26 protein-coding genes and 1 pseudogene are annotated in these 26116 nt (G+C 64.4%); 16 read left to right on the plus strand and 11 right to left on the minus strand.

The window, feature by feature from the left end:
• The first annotated feature begins 35 nt into the window (after positions 1-35).
• From dapD to PMI12_RS11555, 6 genes are all read left to right on the plus strand, one after another.
• Entirely contained in the window at positions 36-860 is an 825-nt protein-coding gene (dapD, locus tag PMI12_RS11530; protein ID WP_007832310.1) for a 2,3,4,5-tetrahydropyridine-2,6-dicarboxylate N-succinyltransferase, read from the plus strand.
• 63 nt (positions 861-923) lie between these two features.
• Positions 924-2072 (plus strand): PilT/PilU family type 4a pilus ATPase, encoded by a 1149-nt coding sequence (locus tag PMI12_RS11535; RefSeq protein ID WP_007832312.1) that lies wholly within the window; start codon positions 924-926, stop codon positions 2070-2072.
• 16 nt (positions 2073-2088) lie between these two features.
• Positions 2089-3267: a succinyl-diaminopimelate desuccinylase gene (gene dapE, locus PMI12_RS11540; RefSeq protein WP_007832315.1), complete on the plus strand. Its 1179-nt coding sequence runs from the start codon at positions 2089-2091 to the stop codon at positions 3265-3267.
• Entirely contained in the window at positions 3264-4151 is an 888-nt protein-coding gene (gene prmB / locus PMI12_RS11545; RefSeq protein ID WP_007832317.1) for a 50S ribosomal protein L3 N(5)-glutamine methyltransferase, read from the plus strand. The genes dapE and prmB overlap by 4 nt, the downstream gene beginning before the upstream one ends.
• Before the next feature lie 126 nt (positions 4152-4277).
• Entirely contained in the window at positions 4278-6272 is a 1995-nt protein-coding gene (locus PMI12_RS11550; protein ID WP_007832319.1) for an ABC-F family ATP-binding cassette domain-containing protein, read from the plus strand.
• A gap of 28 nt (positions 6273-6300) precedes the next feature.
• On the plus strand, positions 6301-6804 hold the full coding sequence (locus tag PMI12_RS11555; protein WP_007832320.1) for a hypothetical protein: 504 nt from the start codon (positions 6301-6303) through the stop codon (positions 6802-6804).
• Here PMI12_RS11555 and PMI12_RS28715 read toward each other — a convergent pair.
• Complete coding sequence (locus tag PMI12_RS28715; protein ID WP_157632175.1) at positions 6755-6988, minus strand: hypothetical protein; 234 nt, start codon at positions 6986-6988, stop codon at positions 6755-6757. The two genes, PMI12_RS11555 and PMI12_RS28715, sit on opposite strands and share 50 nt — an antisense overlap.
• Before the next feature lie 3 nt (positions 6989-6991).
• The gene (locus PMI12_RS11560) at positions 6992-7225 is read right to left on the minus strand and encodes an XRE family transcriptional regulator (RefSeq protein WP_007832323.1); all 234 of its coding nucleotides are present in this window, start codon (positions 7223-7225) and stop codon (positions 6992-6994) included.
• Positions 7226-7317: 92 nt separating this feature from the next.
• On the opposite strand from PMI12_RS11560, the gene PMI12_RS11565 reads away from it, so the two are divergent.
• Positions 7318-8010, plus strand: a complete 693-nt coding sequence (locus tag PMI12_RS11565; RefSeq protein WP_237726078.1) for a helix-turn-helix domain-containing protein — start codon at positions 7318-7320, stop codon at positions 8008-8010.
• A 44-nt stretch (positions 8011-8054) separates the two neighbouring features.
• Here the strand turns inward: PMI12_RS11565 and PMI12_RS29410 are convergent, their stop codons facing one another.
• The 3 genes from PMI12_RS29410 to PMI12_RS11575 all read right to left on the minus strand — a co-directional run bounded on the left by PMI12_RS29410 (position 8055) and on the right by PMI12_RS11575 (position 10516).
• Positions 8055-8357, minus strand: a complete 303-nt coding sequence (locus PMI12_RS29410; protein WP_157632176.1) for a hypothetical protein — start codon at positions 8355-8357, stop codon at positions 8055-8057.
• Positions 8358-8716: 359 nt separating this feature from the next.
• Positions 8717-9463: a hypothetical protein gene (locus PMI12_RS11570; RefSeq protein WP_007832325.1), complete on the minus strand. Its 747-nt coding sequence runs from the start codon at positions 9461-9463 to the stop codon at positions 8717-8719.
• A gap of 15 nt (positions 9464-9478) precedes the next feature.
• Positions 9479-10516, minus strand: a complete 1038-nt coding sequence (locus PMI12_RS11575) for a hypothetical protein (RefSeq protein WP_042673202.1) — start codon at positions 10514-10516, stop codon at positions 9479-9481.
• Positions 10517-11902: 1386 nt separating this feature from the next.
• On the opposite strand from PMI12_RS11575, the gene PMI12_RS28150 reads away from it, so the two are divergent.
• Entirely contained in the window at positions 11903-12892 is a 990-nt protein-coding gene (locus PMI12_RS28150; RefSeq protein ID WP_081502641.1) for a DNA-primase RepB domain-containing protein, read from the plus strand.
• Between the two features lie 275 nt (positions 12893-13167).
• Positions 13168-13569: a plasmid mobilization protein gene (locus PMI12_RS11580; RefSeq protein ID WP_042673203.1), complete on the plus strand. Its 402-nt coding sequence runs from the start codon at positions 13168-13170 to the stop codon at positions 13567-13569.
• Between the two features lie 213 nt (positions 13570-13782).
• Here the strand turns inward: PMI12_RS11580 and PMI12_RS28725 are convergent, their stop codons facing one another.
• Together PMI12_RS28725 and PMI12_RS11585 are read right to left on the minus strand one after the other, a co-directional pair.
• On the minus strand, positions 13783-13920 hold the full coding sequence (locus PMI12_RS28725) for a hypothetical protein (protein ID WP_157632177.1): 138 nt from the start codon (positions 13918-13920) through the stop codon (positions 13783-13785).
• A 288-nt stretch (positions 13921-14208) separates the two neighbouring features.
• Positions 14209-14580 (minus strand): hypothetical protein, encoded by a 372-nt coding sequence (locus PMI12_RS11585; RefSeq protein ID WP_007832332.1) that lies wholly within the window; start codon positions 14578-14580, stop codon positions 14209-14211.
• On the opposite strand from PMI12_RS11585, the gene PMI12_RS11590 reads away from it, so the two are divergent.
• The 7 genes from PMI12_RS11590 (at position 14579) to PMI12_RS11620 (ending at position 19497) form a co-directional block, all read left to right on the plus strand.
• The gene (locus tag PMI12_RS11590; protein ID WP_042673204.1) at positions 14579-14983 is read left to right on the plus strand and encodes a hypothetical protein; all 405 of its coding nucleotides are present in this window, start codon (positions 14579-14581) and stop codon (positions 14981-14983) included. The two genes, PMI12_RS11585 and PMI12_RS11590, sit on opposite strands and share 2 nt — an antisense overlap.
• Entirely contained in the window at positions 14980-16278 is a 1299-nt protein-coding gene (locus PMI12_RS11595) for a hypothetical protein (RefSeq protein ID WP_042673206.1), read from the plus strand. The genes PMI12_RS11590 and PMI12_RS11595 overlap by 4 nt, the downstream gene beginning before the upstream one ends.
• A complete protein-coding gene (locus tag PMI12_RS11600; RefSeq protein ID WP_007832338.1) occupies positions 16275-17075 on the plus strand; it encodes a hypothetical protein in 801 nt (266 codons plus the stop codon). The genes PMI12_RS11595 and PMI12_RS11600 overlap by 4 nt, the downstream gene beginning before the upstream one ends.
• 841 nt (positions 17076-17916) lie before the next feature.
• Positions 17917-18207: a hypothetical protein gene (locus PMI12_RS11605; RefSeq protein ID WP_202801676.1), complete on the plus strand. Its 291-nt coding sequence runs from the start codon at positions 17917-17919 to the stop codon at positions 18205-18207.
• A gap of 25 nt (positions 18208-18232) precedes the next feature.
• Positions 18233-18499 (plus strand): hypothetical protein, encoded by a 267-nt coding sequence (locus tag PMI12_RS11610; protein WP_007832343.1) that lies wholly within the window; start codon positions 18233-18235, stop codon positions 18497-18499.
• 24 nt (positions 18500-18523) lie between these two features.
• Positions 18524-19180, plus strand: coding sequence for a ParB/RepB/Spo0J family partition protein (locus PMI12_RS11615; RefSeq protein WP_007832346.1), 657 nt, complete (start codon positions 18524-18526; stop codon positions 19178-19180).
• Entirely contained in the window at positions 19177-19497 is a 321-nt protein-coding gene (locus PMI12_RS11620) for a hypothetical protein (RefSeq protein WP_007832347.1), read from the plus strand. The genes PMI12_RS11615 and PMI12_RS11620 overlap by 4 nt, the downstream gene beginning before the upstream one ends.
• A gap of 126 nt (positions 19498-19623) precedes the next feature.
• Here PMI12_RS11620 and PMI12_RS11625 read toward each other — a convergent pair whose 3' ends face one another.
• The 4 genes and pseudogenes from PMI12_RS11625 to PMI12_RS11640 form a co-directional block, all read right to left on the minus strand.
• Complete coding sequence (locus tag PMI12_RS11625) at positions 19624-21075, minus strand: TolC family protein (RefSeq protein WP_162130817.1); 1452 nt, start codon at positions 21073-21075, stop codon at positions 19624-19626.
• 37 nt (positions 21076-21112) lie between these two features.
• Entirely contained in the window at positions 21113-22480 is a 1368-nt protein-coding gene (locus PMI12_RS11630; protein ID WP_007832351.1) for an HlyD family type I secretion periplasmic adaptor subunit, read from the minus strand.
• Entirely contained in the window at positions 22477-24645 is a 2169-nt protein-coding gene (locus PMI12_RS11635) for a type I secretion system permease/ATPase (protein ID WP_007832360.1), read from the minus strand. The genes PMI12_RS11630 and PMI12_RS11635 overlap by 4 nt, the downstream gene beginning before the upstream one ends.
• A 123-nt stretch (positions 24646-24768) precedes the next feature.
• A pseudogene (locus tag PMI12_RS11640) lies at positions 24769-26116 on the minus strand (hypothetical protein); the annotation flags it as partial.

Consider the following 26116-nt stretch of genomic DNA (forward strand, 5'->3'; position numbering starts at 1 on the left):
TTTCCCGCTCCCATTTTTCACCCGAGACCTTCTCCATGACCCAGCAACTGCAACAAATCATCGACGCCGCGTGGGAAGACCGCGCCAACATCTCGCCCTCCGCCTCGTCGGCCGAAGTGCGCGATGCCGTCGAGCACGTCATCACCGAACTCAACAACGGCAAGCTGCGCGTGGCCACCCGTGAAAGCGTCGGCAAGTGGACCGTGCACCAGTGGATCAAGAAGGCCGTGCTGCTGTCGTTCCGCCTGAAGGACAACGAGCAGATGCAGGCCGGTTCGCTCGGCTTCTACGACAAGGTGCCGACCAAGTTCTCGCACCTGTCGGCCAACGAGCTGAAGGAGTCGGGCGTTCGCATCGTGCCGCCGGCCGTGGCCCGCCGCGGCAGCTACATCGCCAAGGGCGCGATCCTGATGCCCTCGTACGTGAACATCGGCGCCTACGTGGGCGAAGGCACCATGGTCGACACCTGGGCCACCGTGGGTTCGTGCGCGCAGATCGGCGCCAACGTGCACCTGTCGGGCGGCGTCGGCATCGGCGGCGTGCTCGAGCCGCTGCAGGCCGGCCCCACCATCATCGAAGACAACTGCTTCATCGGCGCGCGCTCCGAAGTGGTCGAAGGCGTGGTGGTCGAAGAAAACTCGGTGCTGTCGATGGGCGTGTTCATCGGCCAGAGCACCCCGATCTACGACCGCGCCACCGGCGAAACCCACTTCGGCCGCGTGCCCGCGGGCTCGGTCGTCGTGGCCGGCAGCCTGCCCAAGGACAACGGCCGCTACAGCATGTACGCCGCCATCATCGTGAAGAAGGTCGACGCCAAGACGCGTTCCACGACCTCGCTGAACGACCTGCTGCGCGACTGAACGGTCCCAGGACCAATCCCTTTTCCCCTTAGAGAAAACAACAGCACCCGAGGAGAGAGACCGATGAACATGATGGAGCGGATTCTTCGTTTGATGGCCGAGCGCAAGGCCTCCGACATCTACCTCTCGGCCCACTCCCCGGTGCTGATCCGCATCAACGGCATCTGCGTGCCGATCAACGCGCAGGTGCTGCCGGCCACCGCGCCGCTCGCGCTGCTGTCCGAGGTGGTGCCCCCCGCCCGCATCCAGGAGCTGGAAAGCACGGGCGAACTCAACATGGCCGTCGCTCTCGAAGGCGCCGGCAACTACCGCATCAGCGCCATGCGCCAGCGTGGCACCTACGCGGTGGTGGTGCGGCACATCGCCTCGACGATTCCAAGCTTTGCCGACCTGAACCTGCCCGACATCCTCAAGACGCTCATCATGGACAAGCGCGGGCTGATCCTGATGGTGGGCGCCACCGGCGCCGGCAAGACCACCACGCTGGCCTCGATGCTCGACTACCGCAACGAGCACGCCAGCGGCCACATCCTGACGGTGGAGGAACCCATCGAGTTCACCTACACCAACAAGAAATCAGTGGTGAACCAGCGCGACGTGGGCAGCGACACCACCTCGCTGCAGATGGCGCTGAAGAACGCGCTGCGCCAGGCGCCCGACGTGATCCAGATCGGCGAAATCCGCGACCGCGACACCATGACCGCCGCCATCGCCTACGCGCAGTCGGGCCACCTGTGCGTGGCCACGCTGCACGCCAACAACAGCTACCGCGCGCTGAACCGCATCCTGAGCTTCTTCCCGGTCGAAGTTCGGCCCACGCTCCTGGGCGACCTGGGTGGCGCGCTGCGCGCCATCGTTTCGCAGCGCCTGCTGCGCACGCCGACCGGCGGCCGCGTGCCGGCGCTCGAAGTCATGCTCAACACCGCGCTGGTGGCCGAGCTGATCGAAAAGGGCGACTTCTCGGGCGTCAAGGAAGCCATGGAAAAGTCGATGGCCGAAGGCTCGCAGACCTTCGAGGAAGACATCGCCCGCCTCATCACCGAAGAGCGCGTGACCCGCGAGGAAGGCCTGTCGCACGCCGATTCGCCCACCAACCTGATGTGGCGCCTGCAGAACCGCGCCGCGCCCAAGCAGCAGGTGGATGACCGCCACCTGACCGACCAGGTCGACGAACCCACCTTCACCGACATCACGCTCGACGTGAAGTTTTGAACCAAGCCTTTTCCCGATGTCCCGTACGCTCCAGCTCGCCGAACAACTCATCTCGCGCCCCTCCGTCACCCCCGACGATGCGGGCTGCCAACAGATCCTCGGCGAGCGGCTGGCGCCACTGGGCTTCACGCTGGAAACCATCGAGAGCGGCCCGGCCGACTTTCGGGTGACCAACCTCTGGGCGGTGCGCCGTCCCACCAACGCGGCTGCGACCAAAACGCTGGTGTTCGCCGGCCACACCGATGTGGTGCCCACCGGCCCTGTCGAGCAATGGACCAGCCACCCTTTCACCCCCACGCATCGCGACGGCAAGCTCTATGGCCGTGGCGCCTGCGACATGAAGACCTCGGTGGCCGCCTTCGTGACCTCGATCGAGGAATTCCTGCAGGCCGTGCCCGACCCGCAGCTCACGCTCGCGTTGCTGCTCACCAGCGATGAGGAAGGCCCCGGCGTCGACGGCACCGTCATCGTCTGCAACGCGCTGGCCGCGCGCGGCGAAGTCATCGACTACTGCATCGTCGGCGAGCCCACGGCGGTGGAGCGCTGCGGCGACATGATCAAGAACGGCCGCCGCGGCACCATGAGCGGCAAGCTCACCGTCAAGGGCGTGCAGGGCCACATCGCCTACCCGCACCTGGCGAAGAACCCCGTGCATTCGGTCGCGCCCGCGCTGGCCGAACTGGTGGCCATCAACACCGCGGGCGGCTGGGACACCGCGAGCAACCCCTACTTCCAGCCCACCAGCTGGCAGATCAGCAATTTCCATTCGGGCACCGGCGCAAGCAACGTGATTCCGGGCAGCGCAGTGATCGACTTCAACTTCCGCTTCTCGACCGAATCGACGCCCGAATCGCTGCAGCAGCGCGTGCACGCCGTGCTCGACGCGCACGGCATCGACTACACGCTGGCCTGGACCGTCGGCGGACTGCCCTTCCTGACGACGCCCGGCGAACTGGTCGCGGCCGTGCAGGGCGCGATCCGCGCAGAGACCGGCATCGAAACCGAGCTGTCGACGAGCGGCGGCACCAGCGACGCGCGCTTCATCGCCAAGATCTGCAGGCAGGTAGTCGAACTCGGCCCGGTGAACGCCAGCATCCACAAGATCGACGAGCACATCGACGTGGCCGAGATCGAGACGCTGAAGAACATCTACCTGCGCACGCTGAAGCAGCTCGATGCTGCACTCGCGACATGAGCACCGTCATCGAGCTGATCGAGTCGGGCGCCAAGCGGCTCGAGGAAGCCGGCGTGGCTTTTGGCCACGGTACCGCCAACGCCTTCGACGAAGCCGCCTGGCTCGTGCTGTGGCGCCTGAAGCTGCCGCTGGACGACCTCGACAGCGTCGCCGACACGCCCGTGTCACCCGCAGAAGCCGGCAAGGTCGCCGCGCTGATCGAAGAGCGCATCGCCACGCGCAAGCCCGCCGCCTACCTCACGAAAGAGGCGTGGCTGCAGGGCGTGCCCTTCTACGTGGACGAGCGCGCCATCGTGCCGCGCAGCTTCATCGCCGAGCTGATCGCCGACGGTTCCATCGACTACTGGCTCGGCGAGCACACGCGGCGCGTGCTCGACCTGTGCACTGGCAATGGCAGCCTCGCGGTGCTCGCGGCGCTGACCTATCCGGACGTGACCGTGGATGCGGCCGACCTGTCGGCCGAGGCCCTCGAAGTGGCGGCCATCAACGTCACCCGCCACGAGTTGGACGCGCGCGTCACGCTCATCGAATCGGACGGCCTGGCGAACACGCCCGGCCCGTACGACCTCGTGCTGTGCAACCCGCCCTACGTGAACAGCGCCAGCATGGCCGCCCTGCCCGCCGAATACCGTGCCGAGCCCGAGCTCGCACTGGCCGGCGGCACCGACGGCATGGATTTCGTGCGCCAGTTGTTCGCCGCCGCGCCTTCCTGCATGAGCGAGCGCGCCGTGCTGGTGCTGGAAATCGGCAACGAGCGCGACTACTTCGAGGCCGCCTTTCCGCAGCTCGAGGTCGTCTGGCTCGAAGCCTCGGCGGGCGAGGACCAGGTCTTGCTGGTCACACGGGAGGCGCTGCTGAAATCGGACTTCCGGACGCAGAAGTAATACAAAACCATTTTTTGGTTTTCCTTTTGCGCCCTCTGCGAAATCTTCGCGTCCTCTGCGTCCGGTAACCCGCATTCGCGGCCCCCTTCAGCCCACCCGGGATAATCCCGGCCTAGGCCCATTTTCATGATCACTCTCAAAAACGTCATTCTTCGCCGCAGCGCCAAGGTTCTGCTCGACGGCGCCACCGTCACCCTCAACCCCGGCGAAAAGGTCGGCCTGGTGGGGCGCAACGGCGCCGGCAAGTCGACCCTGTTCGCCCTGCTCAACGGCACGCTGCACGAAGACGGCGGCGACTTCTCGGTGCCCAAACACTGGCGCATGGCCCAGGTGGCGCAGAACATGCCCGAGACCGAGGAGTCGGCCACCGACTTCGTGGTGGGCGGCGACACCCGCCTGACCGAGCTGCGCGAGTCGCTGGCCGCCATCGAGGCCGCCTACACCGCGAACCCCGACGACGCCGACATCGGCATGGAGCTGGCCCACGCCTACACCGACCTGGCCGACGCAGGCGAGCACGACGCCGTGCCGCGCGCGCAGGCGCTCATCCTGGGCCTGGGCTTCAAGTCGCACGAGCTCGACGAGCCCGTCAACAGCTTCTCGGGCGGCTGGCGCATGCGCTTGCAGCTGGCCCGCGCCCTGATGTGCCCGAGCGACCTGCTGCTGCTCGACGAACCGACCAACCACCTGGACCTGGACGCCCTCGTCTGGCTCGAAGCCTGGCTGCAGAAGTACCCGGGCACCATGATCGTCATCAGCCACGACCGCGAGTTTCTCGACGCCGTGACCGACGTCACCCTGCACATCGCCAACGCCCAGCTCACGCGCTACGGCGGCAACTACAGCAAGTTCGAGGACATGCGCGCGCTGCAGATGGAGCAGCAGCAAGTGGCCTTCAGCAAGCAGCAGGACAAGATCGCCCACCTGCAGAAGTTCATCGACCGCTTCAAGGCCAAGGCCAGCAAGGCCAAGCAGGCACAAAGCCGCGTCAAGGCGCTGGAGCGCATGGAAAAGGTGGCGCCGCTCCTGGCCGAGGCCGACTTCACCTTCGAGTTCAAGGAGCCGGGCAACATCCCCAATCCGATGCTGTCGATCAGCAACGCGAGCTTCGGGTACGAGATCGAGAACGAAGCGCCCAAGACCATCCTTCGCGGCGTGAGCCGTTCGGTGCTGGCGGGCCAGCGCATCGGCATCCTGGGCGCCAACGGCCAGGGCAAGTCGACGCTGGTGAAGACCATTGCGCGCGAAATGGGTGCGCTGGCCGGCCAGGTCACCGAAGGCAAGGGCTTGAACATCGGCTACTTCGCGCAGCAGGAACTCGACGTGCTGCGCCCGCAGGACACCCCGCTCGAGCACATGGTGCGCATGGCGCGCGAGCTCGGCAGCAGCGTCAAGGAAGCCACCGGCGAACAGGCCCTGCGCGGCTTCCTCGGCAGCTTCAACTTCAGCGGCGACATGGTCAAGCAGCCCGTGGGCACCATGAGCGGCGGCGAAAAGGCCCGCCTCGTGCTCGCGATGATGGTGTGGCAGCGCCCCAACCTGCTGCTGCTCGACGAGCCCACCAACCACCTGGACCTGGCCACCCGCGAGGCCCTCGCCGTGGCGCTCAACGAGTTCGAAGGCACGCTGATGCTCGTGAGCCACGACCGTGCGTTGCTGCGTTCGGTGTGCGACGAGTTCTGGCTGGTGGGCCGCGGCGTGGTCGGCGACTTCGACGGCGACCTCGACGACTACCAGCGCTACCTGCTCGACGAGGCCAAGCGCCTGCGCGAAGAAGCGAAGATGGCGACGCGCGAGGCCGTCAGCATCGCCGCTGCTGCCGCAGCAGCCGCACCGGTGGCGGCGCCCGCCGCTGCGCAGCAACGCAAGCAGGACGCCCAGGAGCGCCAGCAGCGCAGCGACCAAGCCAAGCCGATCAAGCGCGAGATCGCGCAGATTGACGAGCGCATGGCCGCCGCCGGCACCGAACGCACCGCGCTCGAAGCGCGCCTGGCGCAGCCGCTGCCTCCTGCGGAGATTGCCGAAGCGGGCAAGCGGCTGAAGGCGCTCAACCATGAAATCGGTCGCCTCGAAGAGCGCTGGCTGGCCCTGTCGGACCAGCTCGAAGCCCTGGCGGCCTGACCTGGAACCAGGCAAGGGGAATCACCGGATGCCGTCCGCCATCGACCTGGCCCGGGGTGACGAGAAACTCGTCGCCGCCGTGCACCGCAGCCGCCGGCTCATCACCCGCAAGGCCCTGATGGCCGCCGCCGCCAGCGCCGTGCCCCTGCCCGGCATCGACTGGATGGCCGACGCCGCCCTGCTCTCGCGGCTGGTGCCGCAGATCAGTGCCGAGTTCGGCCTCTCGGTCACCCAGGTCGAAAAGCTCGCGCCCCACCAGCGCGAGCGCATCCAGAAGGCGGCGACCACCGTCGGCGCCCTGCTGGTCGGCCGGCTCGTCACGCGCGACCTGCTGATCCGGCTGGCCAGGCACGCGGGCGTGCGCCTTACCGCCAAGCAGGCAACCAAGTACGTGCCCATCGCCGGGCAGATCGTGTCGGCCGCGCTCGGCTATGCGGCACTGCGCGCGCTCGGCGAGCAGCACATCAAGGACTGTGTGCGCGTCAGCACGACCCTCGCTCTCGCGCCGCCCGAACCGCACGCGAACGCCTGAGCGACTCGCGGTCGAACAGCACCTGCGCCGCCCAGCCTGCACACACCAGCCCGAAGCAACCGGCTCCCGCGACGGCGGGGCGCGCCGCCATCAGCCCGACGATCAGCCCCGCAAGGGACAGCAGCGCCAGCAGCGCGCACAGCACGCGATCAAGCCAAAGGCCCGACAGGAAGCGTCTGAGCACGGTTTACTCATCGGCCGACGGTTGGCGCAAGGCCCGCGCAGCGGATTTGAGCGCCTCTTCCCGTACCTGCTGCTCGTAGGCAGCCAGCAGCGCAATGTAGTGGCGCGACATCACGTCGCTCACCCGTCCCAGGCCGATCTTGCTGATCGTCGGCTGCGGAATGCCTGTTCTCTGCTCGATCTGCTTCTGCGTGAGCCCCATGGCCCTCAGCGCCAGGACCAATTCGCGTGGCTTCATGGTTTTCTCCCTTTTTCTCATATTCTAAAGTCCAGGAAGAATATTCATCTGAGCTTAAATCCCGCTCGATGGAGACCATTGCCACACGCGCCTTGGCCGCGCGCAAATTCGCCAAGATGACGCAGAAGCAGGCAGAGGCAGCTTCCGGCGTCAAGCAGTCCAGCATTTCCAAGATCGAGCGGGGAGACACCAGCCGATCGATGAGCGTGCTCGCGCTGGCGCGCGCCTACCGTGTCGACCCCAACTGGCTGGACACCGGCGACGGGCCGGCTCCATGGGACGAAGACCAGATCCGCCAGGCCCGCGACAAGGCCAACGAACCGCCTGGCCCCTATCGCGTGACGCGCACTCCGCCGTCGATCCCCTCGTTCAATCCCCGCACTCCCGGTACCGTGCCGCTCATCGCGTGGGCGGATGCCGCCAACTGGGACAGCCTCGAAGTTTCGCAGCAGCCCAGCGCCGAGCGCTGGATCCCCTGCATCGCCCATCACAGCCTTCATACCTATGCGCTGCGCGTGCGCGGCGACAGCATGACCGCGCCCAGCGGCCATCTGAAGAGCTATCCGGCGGAGTCGATCGTGTTTGTCGACACACAACTGAAGACACCCGATGACGGCGAACGCATCATCGCGAAACTCGACGACAGCGGCGAGATCACCTTCAAGGTGTTCAAGGAAGACGACGGGCGCCGCTGGCTGCTGCCGTTGAACCCGACGCACGAGCCGGTGCGCCAAGCCTTCACAGTGCTCGGCACCGTCATCGGCAAATGGGAAGACGAAGACTGAGGCCGTTGAAACGAGATTCCATCAAGGTCAGCTTCCATGCAGGTTCACAGGCGATAGTCATGGCTCTCCCTGTGGCCTGCATTCTCTGATCCTCCCTCCTCCAGCAGGTCACCTTCCAGCCCGCCTTCGTGCGGGCTGTTTTTTTGTTGTTCCAGGTGCGCGCGCTTCGCGTTACCTCGCCGGGCAACTTTGAACGCCGCAAATGAAAAAGGCCGCTGGAAGGCGGCCTTTTTCAACGTGTTTTCAGAGGAGAAGGGTTCTGGTAGGACGTACTGGATTCGAACCAGTGACCAACGGATTAAAAGGCGTTGGCAAGCAAAATCAGCGCTCGAATGAGCAACCTTCATCGATCGCTGTTGATTATGTAAGGCCTTGATCTAAAAGGCAAATCTCCGTTGATTGCTGTTGACCGCTGCGCACGGCAGTTGAACCGACTTCACTTTTGAGTGCACTGAAATTGCACTGGAGATCTGCACCCCGCCCCCTCAACGCCATGCCCGCGCGAATTCAGCACGGCCCACCTCGGTCTCGCTTCGCTCCCGCGCTCGGACGCTCCTACTGCTTGGACGGCGCCGGTCGACAGCAGTCACACTCTCCGCCAAAACAGTGCCTATCTGGTTCATTTTTTTAGGCGCCGGGAGTTTCCCCAGCAAATTCCCCCTGCAACGGACGGTAACTGGCCCGGCCGCGAAGTCGCCGGCCGCGCTCACCGCAAGTTGGAGTCAAACGGCTGCTGGCCTTTGCCGAATATGCGAATCCCACGCGTAGTCGGCTCGTAGCAGCTCTGCGAAGTCGAGCCGTCAACGCGCAAGACGGTGAGCAGATTCCCCGGCGCCGTAGCTTGCCAAGCGACGAACGCGCGGTCCTTGTCGGTGTTCGCCATGCCTGATTGAAACTGCGCAATCTGCTTGCACGTGAGACGCCACATCGTCGCGGGGCGGTTCTCGAATAGGAAGTCCTCACGCATGCCCGGCGGGGCGGATTCGAGGTGCACCAGCAACCGCTCACTCAAGGCCGACGTGTGCGGGTGCTCGGGCATCGGCGCGGGTTTGATCGGCGGCGGGACCAGCTGCGTCGGTCGGGCCTGCACGCGGTTCGAGCGCACGATGCGCTCGAACTCATCGATGCGCTCGGGCGACATGTACCCGTCGTAGCCGTTTTGATAATAGCCCTGGGTGCGTAGTTTGAGCTCAAGTTTATCCCGCTGCGTGCATGTCGCGTCCGATGTCGAGCCGCTGCGCCGGCACATCTCGCTGAGCGATTTATAGTCGTCGAGCGCGTCGGCTCGGGCCTGCGTAGGGGCTGTCGCTGCCGCCAAGACGAGGACGAGGGCTAGCCACAGCTCAGGCGATTTGCCCGACGCCAGGGCTCGCCGCCCGGCTTCCCTGTCGGCAACAGGTGCGGGGGTAATCGCGCGGGTTATGGAGTCGATGCGCTGGGTGATCACGGTCATGTGGAGAGCCTTTCGTCAGCGCCAGCGAGCGAGCCCCTGGGCGAGATCGACGCTGGCGCCGGCGTCATTGCCCTGCGCCTGGCCGCGGCGGCCAGCGCGTGGCCGGTGGGCCGCGACCGCGTACTCGGCCAGATCGAACGCGGCGGACATGCTGTCTGCGGCGGGCTGAATCGCCCAGGCATGGCCTTCCTCACCTTCGCGCATCGTGTAGACCACCACCAATGGGGACGCCTCGATCACGTCTCCGACCTTGCGGTCGCTGAGCGCGACCTCCACCGCTGCCGGCACCGGCGGCTCATTCAATGCATCGAGACTCACTGGGCCTTGCAGCGCATCCACCTGCGCGGCGTGCGCCGCTGCGGATTTGCGAAATTCAGAACCTCCCTTGACCATTGCTCGCCAAGCGCGCGCCAGCTCGGAAGATGTCAGCGCTGGCGGCGGGGGTGCCAGCAGCGCGGCCTCTAGCTCTCGCAGTTCGTGGGACCACACCCGATCTTCTTCGGGCTCTGGGGAGGCGAGGGTCAGCAGCAGGCGAAGTAGGTACGGCGCGCGCCAATGCCCCTCGGGGAGCCAGCCGATGCTCTCTGCTGCCTGAGCCAGCCACCCGGCGCGCTCTCGACTCAGACCACTGAGGTGCTTGCGCTTGCGCTTGGGACCTGGATCTGTGCAATGCGCCTGAAGGACGGCCCCGAGTTGCGCGGCATCGTCGATCCCATCGGGTAGCCCGCCGGCTGCTTTCTCAAGCTCTTGCGCGATCTGCAAAGGGCTCAAAGTGGGCTCGTCCACGCGGGCAGCCATGACGATCATCCTCACCAGCATCCGATTCGCATCGTGTGGGACCGTCGGCGGCTTGCCACGGCCTCGGCGCCCCTGCCCTTGGTCCGACGCGGCGGCGTCGGCATCAAGCGCACCGAGCATGACCAGCTCGAGGACCCTCCGGCATGCTTTCTTGTGGGCGTCGCTCAGATCGATTGCGTAACTCGTGCCGAGCGGGAGATCCAGAGCCAGCCGAGCGCGCAACGACTCCATGGCCTCGATCGTGTCCGAGGCCAATCGTTCATTTCGGTGACGGGCTGAATTTGTCATTTTGGTGCACCCGCGTTGATGGCAGGTAATTCGCTCATCACAGATTACCAGCCATCGAACAACATATGCCAAATTCTTACGCGACGGACCACAACGAGCGCGCACAGCATCCGGCCATGCCAGACGACACGTTTCTGACCGCTGAGGCTGTCGGTGCGCTGCTGCCTTGGCTCCGCGGCCGCACCCCGGCTCAAGTAAGAGGCGGGGTGCGCTATGCCGCGAGGCAAGGACTGATTCCCGCGGCGGCGGTTGCAGGTGTCGGCGGTCGACCGTCTGTGTGGCTCGCCAAGGACATCAAAGCGTGGATAGCCGGGTTGTCCACCACAGCGGCCCCTGCATCGCCAGCCTCAGTTGCTCCTGCCGCGGAACCCACTGCCACCGCACACGTTCAGCCGCAGCAGGCGCCGCGGCGCGGGAGAAAGCGGCGCCCTTTGCCTGAACGCGCGCTCGCTCTGTTGCAGGGGTCCGAGGCCTGAAAAGGGAAAAGCCCGGACGCCTTGGGGAAGGCAACCGGGCTCGGAGAGGTAGCTTGGACGCTGCCTAAATTATCTTCGGGCCTCGTAAATGCGGCAAGCATCTCGCGCTTGCTCGCCTCCCTCGAGCATCGGGTTATTCGACCCATGGACGCGCTCACTCAATTTCTCGGCAGCGAGATCCTCTGGGTTGGCCAGCGGCTGACGCCTACAGCCGGTCAGGTGCTTGCCGAGCTATGCCGCAAGGCCAAGGCCAGCGACCCAGCTGCAGGGATCAAGGTGAAGCTTGAGTTTCTAGGCAGCCACGGGCCGAGGCAAGCCTCGCGCCGCGCCGTGGACGATGCGGTGGCCCTCTTGCTGCAAGTCGGCCTGATCGCGCGTGAGCGGCGCCGGCCGCGCGGCGCCAGGCTCAAGGAGGAAGTCGCCGTGACTCACCTGAATCCTGCATTCATCGAAATCGCGCTGGCTTGGCACAGGCGGCGTGCAGCGCTGCGCGCGGCGGGCAAGCGGGGGCACTTGGCCTACCCGCTACCGGCAGAAATCGAGCTCCCAATGACTTTCATCCCAGGGCCTCCGAGGCCAAGAGACTTGCGTATGGCAATCACGCCCAAAAAAGACGCCCCCTCTGGAAACCCAATGCCCATGCGGGTTGCCAGTGTCCCAGCACGCAAATACTGCGCTCTCCAGTACGCAAATTTTGCGGAGACCGGTATTCACACCCCCCTGGCCGCCGGACTCGACGCGAGAGACTTGGGCGGCCAAGGGGTGCACTCCTCCGCGGTTTCTGCGGCGCGCGAGCGCCGCTCCCCTCCACTCCCGCCCGCGACAGCGGGCTGGGGGGGGTGGTGCCCAGTTCATCGAGAAACCAGCTCCCGAGGCCATGAGATCCCCGCTGATCGACTCTTCCATGGCCGGCCGCCAGTTGAACGAGTCCCAGGGAATGAGTCGATCAGAAACAGCGATGCGCGAACGGTGCTCCAATTCGACTCGCCTGGCCATTTGGATCATGAAACAGAACGGAGGCAATCGAGACCACCTGACCCGATTGGTGACGATTCGGTGTTCGAACGATGGCCGCTATTCCGGCGGCGAATTACCCATTGGAAAGTATTCCAAGAATGCCGAGTCGATCGGTCAATACAGCGGCCTCTCACTTACGAGCTGGGAAGATTTTTTCAAAATGGTGTACGCCCGAGAAAATAAAACATCCAAAGGCGCGGACGAGTTTATCGGCGAATCACTCTTTGCTGGACCACGCGAAGGTTCACGGATCCTTCTACTTGATGACATCAATTCAGCGACGCCACTTTTCGACGGGTTTGCTTGCGCAATTCTCGAAACGTCATTTGGAAATTTTCAGCACCTTTATGCGGGCGATAGAGATATGACGAATGAAGATCGTCATCAGGCTCACCGCGCCTTATATGAAATCACCGGATGTAAATCAGATTCTGGTGCACTTTCGGGGCATCAGGCTCATCGGTGGCCTGGCTCTGTAAATCTCAAGCCTGGCCGAGGAAGATTTTGGACTCGGCTTGTTTATTTGTCCGATGGAAAGAAGCATGAAATCGGAAATTTACTTGCAAAGCCCCAATTTAGTCGCCCGTCCGCATTGGAGAAGAAAGTGCCGGTGGCACAACAGCCGCGAGCGCTAACCCCTAGCTCCGGCACCGACAGCACAGCCTCAGGGCGCGACTGGGGCCGCGCGATCGGCATGCTGAAGTCCGGGCGTGGTGCTGCGGAGGTCGAAGCCTTCCTTCAGCATTCGGTGCGGCAGCCAGGTCGGCAACCGCGCGACGAGGTGCGCTGTACGCACTATGTAAGCACAACCCTAAACAAGCTCCGTCAGCAGGGCTTCTTGTCAGACTGAGATCAGGAGCCCCCAAGCTGCGGGGCACACCAGCGCCACGCTGCGACGGTGTGCCTCAGGGTAGGCCCCAGTGCTGTCTCAACTGCCCCAGCCGAATTTGTCATTTCGGTGCACCTCGCGCTTAGGAAGACCATCGCGGTCATGCCCTGCTCGAACCGAAACCAGCCTACGCCGGACCCCAAAACTTTCAGTTTTGGGTCCGGCGGCTGGTCATGGACTGCGTCCCTGAAACCCTGCTGCCGCGCCGCGCCCGCTGCTCCCTCGGAGCTTGATTCGTGAGCCGGCCGCTCACCTTCGACGAGCCTCTCGACGACCAGGTCAAGGTCAGGCTGACCGTGACTGAGGGCGCGTCGGTGCGCCGCGCTGCGGCGGCTAGCGGCGGATCTCTTAGTGACTTCCTCAGGGCGTGCCTGACCAGCGGAGGTCCCGACGTTCGCGCCACCGGCCGGCCCGCCCCGCGCCGCCGCCAGCCCGATTTGTCAAAACGCAGATACACGCAGGTTGATCCCGCGCTTCTGTTTCAGTTGAGTCAACTTGGCAATTCGGTCAATCAGATCGCGCATCGGTTGAACGCGCAATACATCACCGGTACTCCTGTAGATGTATTGACCTCAGCCAAATCCCTTAAGCAAATCGAACTCTCGATGCAGGAAATTCTGCATGCGCATCTGAGATAATTATGAATGTACGTCAGTTTTACTGCGCACGGCCAGGGAAATCCTCGAGATGCCATCGACTACATCTTGGCGCCGAAAGACGCCAAGGGCGTACAACGGGCGGGAATTCGCATTCTTCGAGGAGATCCTCAGCTCGTCGCAAAGGTGGCTGGCACGCTCGATTTCAAATGGCGCTACAAATCCGGTTCTCTCGGATTCAGCCCGGAAGAAAAATTAACCGAAGCGGAAACGCAGGACTTGCTGAACGACTTCGAGCGAGTGGCCTTTGCCGGGCTCAGTCCCCATCGAAATTGCTGGACTGCCGTCGAGCATCGGCGACCAAACGGTGGTGTCGATATTCACATCGTCCATGCCATGGTCGATTTGCAAAGCGGCAAATCTGTGAATATTGCGCCTCCTGGTTGGCAAAAAACCTGGGATCCATTCCGCAATTCATGGAATTGGAAGCTCGGCTTGGGCAGACCGGACGACGAAAGGCGGATGCAGGATGTACAACCTGCCAGGCACGAAGCCTTCATTGCGGCGTCGGAATTACGCGCGTCCCTGGCTGCTCAGCCTACCGATGCACCGACCACGCGGGCGCGCGTCGGAGCCTGGTTGGAGGCCGGGGTGCGTGCCGGTGCCCTGACCGACCGAGCATCAGTTCTCGCTGCCCTGACCAAGGCCGCGCAGCACGGCGGCGGCTCCATTACGAGAACCGGTGCCGACTACATCAGTCTCCGGTTGCAGCCTGGCGCCAGGCCGCTGCGCCTTCGGGGAGCCCTGCTCGATGAACAGTTCGATGCCGCTCAATGGCTCGAAGCTGACCGAGCCCGATCCGTTCGCGTTCCTGGACATGACCTGGTCATCGGCTCCAGCGGCAGAGGCGGTGACATCGACCTCGAACGGGCTCGAGCCGAGCGTCGCCGGCTCGTCACACAGCTCGAAGCCGCTGCCGCGCGGAATCGAAAACGCTATGGCCCAGACACCGAGCTCGATCGCATCTACATCGAGTCCGACGCCGACGGACATGGAGATCGAGCGCGGAGCGAAGGCGCTGGTCCAACTCGATCGGCAACTCGGCCAACTCGCCGCCAAGGGCCGGACGCTCGGAACGCTGCTCGATCAGGCGACGGCGCGGATGTCGACGGATCTCCAGCTACACGAACAGGCGCTGCGCGCGCAGATCGAGTTGAGCCAGGGGCAAACGACGACAGAGCTTCGGAACGCCCGCCAGCGTCTGCGCATGGCGTTGCTTTGGGCCGTCTTCACGCCGACCGTGGTGACGGCAGTGACGTGCGCCTTGATTGGCGCAGCGACGTGGGCTTGGGCACAGCTGCAGATATCCAACGTGCAGGCCGCGCAAGCGCAGCTCCAGCAGCCCGAAGCCCGGCAAAGCCAGAGCCCGGCCGCAAGCGCAAGGCGGCGGCCATGAGCGCGCCGTCTGTCGTCGATCAGTTCCTCGCCCGCGCCGAAGCGCATGTTGCCGCCGCGATCCCCATCTCTTTCAACCACCACCAGGAGCAATCCATGAGCATCCCCGATCCATCTACAGCCACCACCTCGACACCTTCTCCAGCGGTTGCTGCACCCACGCGTCCATCGCTGAAGGACTCGTTGCGGTTCGATGCAGTGCCGAAGAAGACCGCCGTGGCGGCCGCGGCCGCCGGCGTCGATCTCGATCGCCCCCGGCCGACAGCAGTCAAAAGTGAGGCTGGCGAACTCGCTCCGATCGGATTCGGCCCCGGCTGGCTGAGCCGAATCTTGGAGGCGTTCAGGTCGCTCCTGATGCGCCTGCTCGGCGGCCTGTGGGGACCGTCCTCTATCCCTTCCGGCACCGTGGTGACGGGCGAGCCAGGAGAGCCGCCCCAAGACGGCAGGGATGCCCTCATTCAATTGCTCAAGGAAGAGCTCGCTGAGACGCGTGCTGAGCTTGCAAGGCTTCGTGCTGCGGCCAGTGCCGCAGGTTTGGATCTGGATCACGTCAATCGCGCCGAAGACGCTGTAGCGAAGAGTTTCGACGCGGCGGACCGTGCCCTTGCCCTCGACAGGGCACGCGATGCCGCCCGCGCAAAGCGCGAGGGTATGGAGCTGCCTGGAGAAGACCATCTGCGGCAACTCCGCAGCAACAGTTTTGCCGTGGCCGCCGTCGTGCCGGAAGACCGGCCACGAGCGCTCGAGGTCATGAACGCCGCGCGCGAAGACGCGACCACCTGGTCCCGCAGCGTGGCTGCGGCCGCGCGCCGTGCTCCAGATGACCACCCATTGAAGCTCCAGGTCCAGGCGATCGCGGAGGCGAGCACGATGGCCGATGCCGCAGCCGATGCTGCGGCTGCACTAGCTGGGCAAGCTGCGGCCGACGTAGAGGCAGCGGACGAAGAGGCCGCAGCGGGACCTGATCGGGCGCCATCGCCACTCGATAAATTGGATCCGGCGCGGGCCGCGGCGCTACGTGCTCAATGGATCGAGACCAACAGGCGGACCCGTCGTCTTCACGCCCACGTCGTGAATCTGCGCAGCCCCAGCGAAGAAGAGTTGCAGGCGCTGCCGACCCCCGCAGCGCGGCTCGCCGCGCTGCGGGCTCACGAGAAGACTTTGCAACTCGTGCAGGCCCAGCGCTACGAAGAGCTGGCCGAGCTCGGCGAGCAACAGCGCGCGCTGGCCCGTCAGCTCTGGCCGGCCGACGACCTGGACGACGACACCGATCATGACCGTCCGGGTCGATCGTGAACCACCGCGTGGCCACGGATCTCGAGAAGGTTGGGGCACTGGCACTGCCGGTGCCAGTCTTCCAGGTGCAGCCCGCACCCCCAGCCTTGGCCGGCTGGGTGACCAGGCTGCTCGCACCCGTGGTCGCGGCGTGCCGCTTCCGCGGCACGTTTCCGGTCGAGCTCAGGCCGACCGGGTGCTGGGGCGGCTGGGCACTCCCCCCGGAATACGCGCCCGACAAGCGCGTCAGTATCAGTAATCGCATGCTCCATCGTTCGCCGCGCGCGCTGGTAGCTATTTTTTTGCATGAAGTCACGCACCAACTCGTTGGCGCCGATCACGACCACAACGCGGCGTTCTTTGCTACGAACTTGATGCTGCTGCTGCGGGTCAGCGAGTCGGTCGACGCCGATGTCGTACCCGCCGGCGGCGCACTGGCCGAGATGGGCCTTTATGACCTTCAGGCCCCGCCCGTTGAGCTGCAGCGCGAGCCGGATGCGGGCGTTGGCCGAGCCGTTTCGTGGGCCATCCGCGTGGCACATGAGCTCGCGCCGACGCCGATGGCTGCCGAAGACGCGGCTGTAGAGATCCGCGCCCGCTACACGGCCTGGATCGCCCAGCTTGAAGCAGCCCCGGCCGCAGCTGCTGCTCGTGCTCAGACCGTCGCTGACGCCGCCGCTTCTGCCAAGGCGACTCGCGATGAACTGCAGCGAACGATCGGCTTGCTGCGCTCTGTTTCGATTTGGCTGGGTGTCGCTGGCACGGCTGTTCTGGCCGAAGCGTTCATGCTGCTGAAGCTCGCGTTTGGCGGAGCTTGATCGTGACGCAAGCCGTCAAGTTCGCCGAGCATTCGGACGGACTCGGCCGAACCTTCGGCCAAGCTTCGTGCAAGTCCTCACTTGGCCGAACCTTGTACGAAGGTTCGGTCATCTTTTTTCTCTGCAGTGTTGCCGCGCGCTCGGCGCGCGGCTTTCGCGGCAGTGTTGTACGAAGGTTGGCAGAAGCTTCGTACAAGTCGCGACTTGGCCTAGGGTTCGGACAAGTTTCGGCCAACGATGGACGAAGGTTGGAAGAAGGCTCGGCTGTTGCTGATGTTTCCTCTTGGCGTCTCGCCCTTCGGGCGAACGCGCTCTCAGGGCTACGCCCCCAAGCCGCTCCGCGTCTTGGCCTTCGGTTCCGATCGCTGACGCACGCTGCCTGCGGCAGCAGCTCGCTGTGCTCGACGGCCTCCGGCCGGCCTGTGCCGCTGCGCGGCAGGAGGCGCTCGCCGCGCGGCGTCCCGTCTGGGAAATGTTCTCCGCGGCCTTCACCGTCTACGTCGCGCCTTCGCTATTCCTTCGTCAGTGTGGCCGGCGCCACGCGCTGCGCGCGCTCGATTGCCACCCGCAAGGGTTCGCTTCGCTCCCGTCCTCTCCCGTTCGCACTCGCTGCGCTCGCTTGCGCATGCGGCCTCCGGGCGGGCCCTTGCGTGCATCAATCGCGCCGGCCCCACGGACTCCGGGCGAAGGCGAGAGGTAGACGGTGATTGAGACCGCCTGGATCGTTTTCCCAGCCGGGACCGGATTCCCAAGGGGCTCAGCTCAAGGTTCCGGTGTTTTTTGAAGACCAACGCCGCATTGCGGCAAGAAAGGAAACCAGATGACAGAGCAAACAGTTTCAGTGGATCAAACGCAGGGCGCACTCCGCGCGTTCGCAGGCGACCGGGCTCCAGAGGGCGCTGAGTTTCGTCACCTGCTCGGCAAGGCGCGGGACGCAGCTCGCCGCGGCCGCGATGCCTGGGACGTTCAGTCGACCGGAGAGAAGGTGGCCGTGGCTTTGGTGTTGAACAAGCCGGCTTGGCTCAAGGCGATGGACTACTCGATGGTGGAGGCCATCGAGCGCACCGGCTCGGCCTGGCTTGCGCTCATGCCTGCCGTGGTCCGCGCGTTGAGGGACGCGGGCGAGATCTGAACGCAACGACGACGAGGAGTGAGCAATGAGTCAACAGCAAACCCAACAAGAAATCGACACCGCCAACGAGGCCGCCGGTATGGCGCTGGTTGAGCAGAAATGGGATGAGATCCGCAGGGAGCACCCAGCTTGGTATGCCCGCTACGACGACCTGATGCCAGACACGACTGCGAACCGCTCCGAGATGGCCGAGCTCTGGGCCACGGCGCCGACACCGTGGGCGGCCGCACTGATCTACGGGAAGTTCGGGCTTCGCCTCGAAATCTCGGTCCACGCCGGTATGCCGTTTTGATCTCAACCAACAGGGACCAACACCATGACAAGCACTTTCACAGCGCAACGGCTCGACCCAGCCGACGTTACTGCGTCGCGCTTTGCCACGCGTCACCCACGGGCGTACGAGACGGCCGGGTTTCAGAGCCTGAAGGCGGACATCGCCCATGCCGGCGGCAATGATCAGGCCATTAAGGTGCGGGCGCTGCTCAACCTCGAGAAAGAGGGCGTTCGCTACGAGATCGTGTTCGGCCATCGGCGCCATCGCGCGTGCCTGGAACTGGGTCTGCCAGTGAACGCGGTGGTCGAGCCATTCATGACCGACGCCCAACTGCACGCCGAAATGGAGCGGGAAAACCGCTATCGCGAAGACCTCTCTCCATGGGAGTTGGGGAGGCGCTATCTGACTGCGCTGGATGCAGGCCTGTATCCCTCAATGCGTCAAATGGCGGCGCAACTAGGCATCGACTGTTCCGCAGTCTCGAAGGCGATGGGCCTGGCAAAGCTGCCGTTGGAGGTAGTCGATGCATTTTCCTCGCCGGTCGATCTGCAGCTTCGATGGTCGACCGCCCTTGCCGACGCCATGGCTCTGGATCCTGCCGGCGTGATCGAGCGCGCTCGCACCATTCGTGCAATGCACAAGCGGCCGGCTGCATCGGCTGTGTTCTCCATGCTCGTCTCGAAAAGGAAGATGCCATGAACGTCAAACCACTCAACGCGGAGGCTGCAGCCCGTCTCAGACGCGAGCTGGCGGCGATCGATCTGCAGCTCGAGGTCGAGCTCGCCGCAATTCGCCTGGCCAGCATCGAGTCGCGCCTGGAGCAGTTCGATGCGATGCAGCGCCAGCGCCGGCGGGCCGCCCAGTCGGCAGGACAAACAGCCGCAGCCGAGCACGACCGCGCGATGCGCCAAGCGCGTCTGGCGCAAGGCCTCGGCATAGCTCTGTTCGGCGGTGCAGCGGCTTTGTTTGCTGCTGCGCCTCGGCAGCACTCGATGGGATTGCGAGATCTCGACTGAACTCGCGCCCCAACACCTTTCAACAACAGATCTTCAGTTCCCGATTTTTTCTTTTCGGCTGGCACTCTTCGCATGGCGTCTATCGGGATTGAGGATGCGAGGTTCGCAGGGACCATGGCCGCAATCTCAATTTGCATTGGTGTTTTTCAAGTGCATCGTGCCAAGCCGCCCCGCCGCCGCAACAACGCGCAGGCTCGCCGAGCGCCACTCCGACAGGCACCGGATACGCTCTTCCTGCGCATCAGCCAAGGCTTTTTGCGTGCTGAGTATTTCCAGCACATCCGCCGCACCTTTCTCGTATTTGTGTTGCGAACTCGCCAGCGAAGACTGTGCAGCCTTCAGCAAGGCATCCGAGGCATCGAGGTTCTTGAGCGCGGCAGCAGCGTCCGAGTACGCCTGTACGACCTCCATGGCCACCCGATGCTCCACGTCATGCAACTCCGCATCGCGCTGTTCAACCAGCGCATCCGCGCCTCGAATCTTGTAGGTGCGCGCGAAGCCCTCGAAGATCGGCAGATTCAGCGTCACCCCCACCAATCGTTCCCGCGTCTGCGTCGTGCTCAGCCCCTGGCCAGGGCGCCCGTTCTGATAGAACGACGCCGAGAGATCGAACGACGGCAGGCCCTCGGAACGAGTGGCTTCGGCACGGGCTCGGGCCGCAGTGACCTGCGCGCGTGCGGCCTCAATGGCAGGGTGGCCTTTCTCTGCCTGCGCCAGCCAATCCGCGAGGGACTGGGCCAGTTCGCCGGCTTTCGGCGGCCCGAGAGGGGCCAACGCGAACGCCTTCCCGAACGGAGCACCGATGGCGTAGACCATGACGGCCTTGGCTTTGCCCAGGTCGCCGGCCGCCCGGCTCGCCTCCAGGGTCGCGCGGGCCACGGTAGTCTGCGCCTGCAGGGTCTCTCCGGCCGAGCCGGCGCCACGCGCCTCCTTACGGCGGGCGGTCTGCAGAGTGCTCGATGCAATCGAGGCCGCCTCCTGCTTGGCGACCAGGGCCGCCTGCGTCGTCTGCACGTCAAAGTACGCCTGGATCACCGCTGTCAGGGTCTTCTGCAACGTGGCGTCATGGGAGGCCAGCGCCGCCGCCAGCAGGCTCTTCGCCGCGCTCAGATTGGCCTCGCGCCCTCCAAAGTCCAGCAGGCGCCACGTGAGCGCCGCATAGACGGTGTTGCCCGTCGTGTGCGCGGCGGCGGTGGTGCTGCCAGGAAACCAGGTCGTGTCGTTCAGTCGACTCAGGGAGCCGGTCAGCGTCGGAAGGTAGGCCGCCTTCGCTTCGCCGACCGCCCCCGCTTGCACCTTGATCGCCGCCCAGGCCGCGCGCACCTGCGGATTGCTGCACAGCGCCAGTTCCACGGCCGCCTCGAGAGACAGCTCGGCGGCAGCCTCCCCTGTACCTGCCCCCCCGCAGGAGACAGAAGCCTCGTCGCCAGGAAGCACAACGCCGTCCCGCACCGCAGCAGGTGTCGTCTGAAGCGGATCGCGCAGGGCCTCCGCGCGCAGGATGTCGTCCAGGTCGAACGCACAGGCCGCGCCCGCATGGGCCAGGCACGCTGCCGCTGCAAACATCGCCGCCATCATCCGAGGTGGCCCTTGGAGTCGCAGCCCTCGCAACCGCTTATCGCTCACGCAGGCTTTCATGGACTTCCTGCAGCAGCGGGCTGAGCACATACTCGATCACGCGGCGCGTGCCGGTCTTGACCTCGACGTTCACCGACATGCCCGGGCTCAGAGTCGCCGGCTTGCCATCGACCTCCAACGTCGATGCGCCGAGCAGCACCTTGGCCGAATAGATCAGCCTCTTTTTCTCGTCCTGCTGCTTCTCGTCTTCGATGGCATCGTGCGATACGTGCGTCACCTTGCCCGACAAGGTGCCGTACTTGGTGTAGTCGAACGCATCCACCTTGACCTGAGCGTCCTGGCCTTCGCGCACGAAGCCGATGTCCTTGTTCTCGAGGAAGGCCTCGACCTCCACCGAATCCTGCTGCGGCACGATCAGCATCAGCGGCTGCGCCGCCGGCACGACACCACCGACGGTGTGCACCGTGAGCTGCTGCACGGTCCCGTCGACCGGCGCCGTGAGCTTGAGCAATTTGCTGTGCGAATCGGCGCGCACCGCATCCTGTCGCGCGCCGCTCTCGATGCGGCCGCCCTCGGTCAATGCATCAAGCGCGTCCTTCTTGGTCTGCGCGATCAGCGCCGAGCGCTGGTTGCGGGCATCCGCGAGCTGGCCTTGCAATTCGACGCGGGCACGTTCCTTGTCGAGGTAGGCGTGCTCCGAAACATCGTGGTTGCGCGACAGTTCCTTGTAGTCACTCGCTTGCTGGGCGGCCAGCGCCAAAGCCTGGCCGAAGCGATGGATGTCGCCGTCGATACGGTCCAACTTGGTGCGGAAGTCTTTGTACTGGCCCTCGAGGTGGCTTTGTTCGGCGCGCCGCTGCTCGGGCGGCACGTGGTCGAGCGCGGGCAACTGCGGCACGCTCAATGTATCGACACCCCGAATCAGCGCCCTGGAGCGCGCGGCCTGCAGGGTCGCCACCACGGCATCGCCGGACGCCTTGTCTCGCTCCGCGTCCGTTGCGCTGGTGTCCAGCTCGAGCAAAGGCTCGCCAGCCTTGACGAATTGGCCTTCGACCACGTGCAACGCATGCACGCTGGCGACGTCGACCGAGGCAATGCTCTTGGTGCGTCCACTCGCAATCACCTTGCCTGTCGCATTCACCACGATGTCAATCTTCCCCAGGATGGACCATGCGAGCACGGCGGCAACCAAGGTCATCAGCACCCGCGCGGTCCAGCGCGCCGTCGAGGACACGGGACGTTCCTGCAGCGCCAGCGCCGCCGGCAGGAATTCGGCCTCGTCTTCATTGAATAGCCCCAGGCTGCGGTCGTTGCGGCGAGCCCAGTGGGCAGCGAAGACAGCGCGATAGTGCGCCAGTAAGCCGCCATAGGCCTGCGCGCGATGTTTGAGGTGTGGAAGGCTCATTGCATGACCGCCAACGCTGGCGGCGCCGCCATGGCCACCGTGCCCGACTGCAGGTTGTAGAGATGCCGGTAGATGCCGGCCTGGTTGCCCAGCAGTTCGGCATGTGAACCCTCTTCCGCGATCTGTCCACGCTCCATCACGATGATCCGGTTCGCTTCGCGCACGGCCGACAGGCGGTGCGCGATGATCAGCACTGTGCGGCCCTTACAGATGAGGCGCATGTTGTCCTGAATGATCTTTTCCGATTCGTAGTCCAGCGCGCTGGTGGCCTCGTCGAAGATCAGAACCCGTGGATTGGTGATCAGGGCACGCGCGATGGCGACCCGCTGACGCTGCCCACCCGACAAGCCGGTGCCATGTTCACCGACCATCGTGTCATAGCCCTCGGGCAGCTCGCTGATGAACTCGTGCGCGCCGGCCAGCTTGGCCGCGGCCATGATGGCTTCGATCGGGAGTGCGGGGTTGGACAGCGCGATGTTGTCGCGGATGCTGCGGTTGAACAGGGTGTTCTCTTGCAGCACGACGCCGATCTGCTGTCGCAGCGACGTGGTGTCGATCAACGCCAGATCCTGCCCGTCGACCATCACCCGGCCTCGGTCGGGGACATAGAGGCGCTGCACCAGCTTCGTCAGGGTGCTCTTGCCCGAGCCTGAGCGGCCGACGATGCCGATCACCTCGCCGGGGTGCACCTTGAGGTTCACCGCGCGCAGTACGTCGGGAGCATCAGGCCGGTAGCGAAACGACACCTGGTCGAACTCGATCTCGCCGGAGATTCTGGGAATGCGGGTCTTCTGGCCCGCGACCTCGGTGCGCGCATTGAGGATGTCGCCCAGGCGCTGCATGGAGATGCCCACCTGCTGGAAGTCGTTCCAGAGTTGGGCGAGCCGGATGATGGGCGAGGCCACTTGGCCAGCCAGCATGTTGAAGGCGACGAGCTGGCCCACAGTGAGCTTGTTGTCGACCACGAGCGTGGCGCCGATCCACATGATCGCGGCAGTGACCAGCTTGCTGACCAGCGTCACACCACCACCAGCGACCATGCCCACGTTGGTGGCGGACAGGCCCGCGGATACGTACGCGGCGAGCTGCTTGTCCCATTTCTGGGTCCAGCGCGGCTCAACGGCCATGGCCTTGACGGTGTCGATGCCACTGATGGTTTCGACCAGGAAGGACTGGTTTTCTGCGCTGCGATTGAATTTCTCGTTGAGGCGCGCGCGCAGGATGGGCGTGAAGACGATGGACAGAAGCCCGTACAACGGGATGGAGGCCAGCACAACCAAGGTCAGCCAGACGCTGTACCAGAGCATGACGGCCAGAAAGACGAAGGAGAACAGCAAGTCCATCACCAACGTGATGGCGTTGCCGGTCAGGAAGGAGCGGATGTTCTCCAGCTCGCGGATGCGCGCGACCGAGTCGCCGACTCGCCGGGCTTGGAAATAACTGATGGGCAGAGACAGCAGGTGCCGGAAGAGTCGCGCACCCAGTTCGACGTCGATCTTGCTGCTCGTGTGGGCGAAGACGTACGTGCGGATGCCGGTAAGCAGGGCTTCGAACAACGTGGCGCACAGTAGGCCGATGGCGATGACGTTGAGGGTTTTCATGGCGTGGTTGACCAGCACCTTGTCCATGACGACCTGGAAGAACATTGGGGTGACCAGCCCGATGATCTGCAGCACCAGGGAGATCAGCACGACCTCGCCCAGAAGCTTTCGGTACTTGATGAGGGCGGGAATGAACCAACTGAAGTCGAACTTGGCGATGTCGCCGGCGTAGGTGGCCTTCGAGGTGAAGAAGATCAGATCGCCCGACCACTGGGCGAGGAAGGTGTCGAGGGGGAGCACTTGCGGTGCTTCTCCCGCACGCTGGATCAGGATGCGCGCCATGCCTCCTGGTTGCTGTCCCTCCACTGCGGCGCCCGCGTCGTATCGACCGACGATCAGGAATCGGCCCTCACGGTCCAATGCCACTGCCGGCAGGGGCGCGCGGCCCAGCCGCTCAGGAGGTTGATGAACGAGCTTGGCGGTCAGGCCGAGCCGCTGGGCCGCGAGGAGGATCGTCGGCGCAGTGAACGGTTCGTGCCCGAACTCGTGGCGCAGCAGGGCCTCGTCGACGGCCACGCCGTGGTAGCCCGCCATCATCATGAGCGAGAGGAGTCCGGTATCCATGCCATCCCTGAATTCATCGCCTGTCGCGCGGTGCGCAGGTGTTCTTAATTGAGAAGTGCGCCCGACTGCGTTGCAGCCAGGGGCGTGGGAGCGATGCCCTCGATACCTCGTGCGGGATCTCTATCAGTGCGCGGCAGCCAGCAGTGGTGCGGTGACTTGCGGATTGTTTGCCGCGATCGAACTCGTCTGCGCTGACAGAGGCGGCGCGAAACTTCCCATCGCGTTGACAAGTTGATCGATCGAGGTCATTGCCGCGACCTGGGCGGCCGAGTCCGCCGGGACGATCGGAATTCCGGGCGGTAGCATCAAACTTCTGAAGTCAAAATCCACTCCATCAATATTGCCCGAAGTGCCATCGGTCCATGTAAACGTGCTCGCGTCAATCAGTGTGTTGCCGTTGCTGTTCTGATTGAGCAAAGTGGCATTGAGGTTGATTGAGGAGATCCCAAGTTGATCCAGCGATTGCAACTGACCGCTAGTGAAACTCGCGGTTCCGTCGGAAACCCAGACGCGCAGATCCTTCCAGGCTTGATCGCGACTGTCGATGACGCCGTCGTTATTGCTGTCGAGCTTCTTCAGCGCGCTGAAACCCGCGACCAACTGACTGTCCTGTGTCACCGGTGCGTCGGGTGTGGCGGGGTTGTAGACCAGCATGCCTTCGCCTGTTGTCGCCCAGCCTGTCCGAACCGGTTGACCATTGTTCAGCACGTCGAAGGTTGCCGTGGATGTCGCACGTGACTGGGTTTGGACGGCTCCACCCGTCAAGTTCAGCAGCAATGGGTCGAACTCGTCGTACCAAACGTCGTCGTAGTACGTCGAGTCATTCGACACCATGTCTCCCCCGAGAGAGTCGCCTTGGCCAAACGAATAGTCGCCGGCCCCGTACGCGAGCATGGTGTCGTAGTTCCCGAAGGTCAGATCGTTGTTGCCGGTTACGTAAGCCGTGAGGCCCCTGGCATCCACGTCCAGGATGTCGCCCGAAGCCGTGAGGTACATATTGGCACCGGTATCGTGGATCGTGTCGTTGGTTGCGCCTATGGCAGTGCCGACCGTATCGTTGGAGCCCGTGACCAACGCGACCGTGCCGTTGTTGCGCATGTCGATCGTGTCGCCGCTGGTCCACATCGTCATGTAGTTGCCCGCATCGAGAATGTCGTTGCCTGTGGCTCCGACGGCCGTGCCGATGTTGTCGTTGTTGCCGGTGACCGTAGCGACCGTGCCGTTGGCACGCATGTCGATCGTGTCGCCGCTGGTCCACATCGTCATGTAGTTGCCGGAATCGAGGATGTCGTTGCCCGTGGCTCCGACGGCCGTGCCGATGTTGTCGTTGTTGCCGGTGACCGTGGCGACCGTGCCGTTGGCACGCATGTCGATCGTGTCGCCGCTGGTCCACATCGTCATGTAATTGCCGGAGTCCAGAATGTCGTTGCCTGTGGCTCCGACGGCCGTGCCGATGTTGTCGTTGTTGCCG

The sequence above is a fragment of the Variovorax sp. CF313 genome, assembly GCF_000282635.1.
Lineage (GTDB): Bacteria > Pseudomonadota > Gammaproteobacteria > Burkholderiales > Burkholderiaceae_C > Variovorax.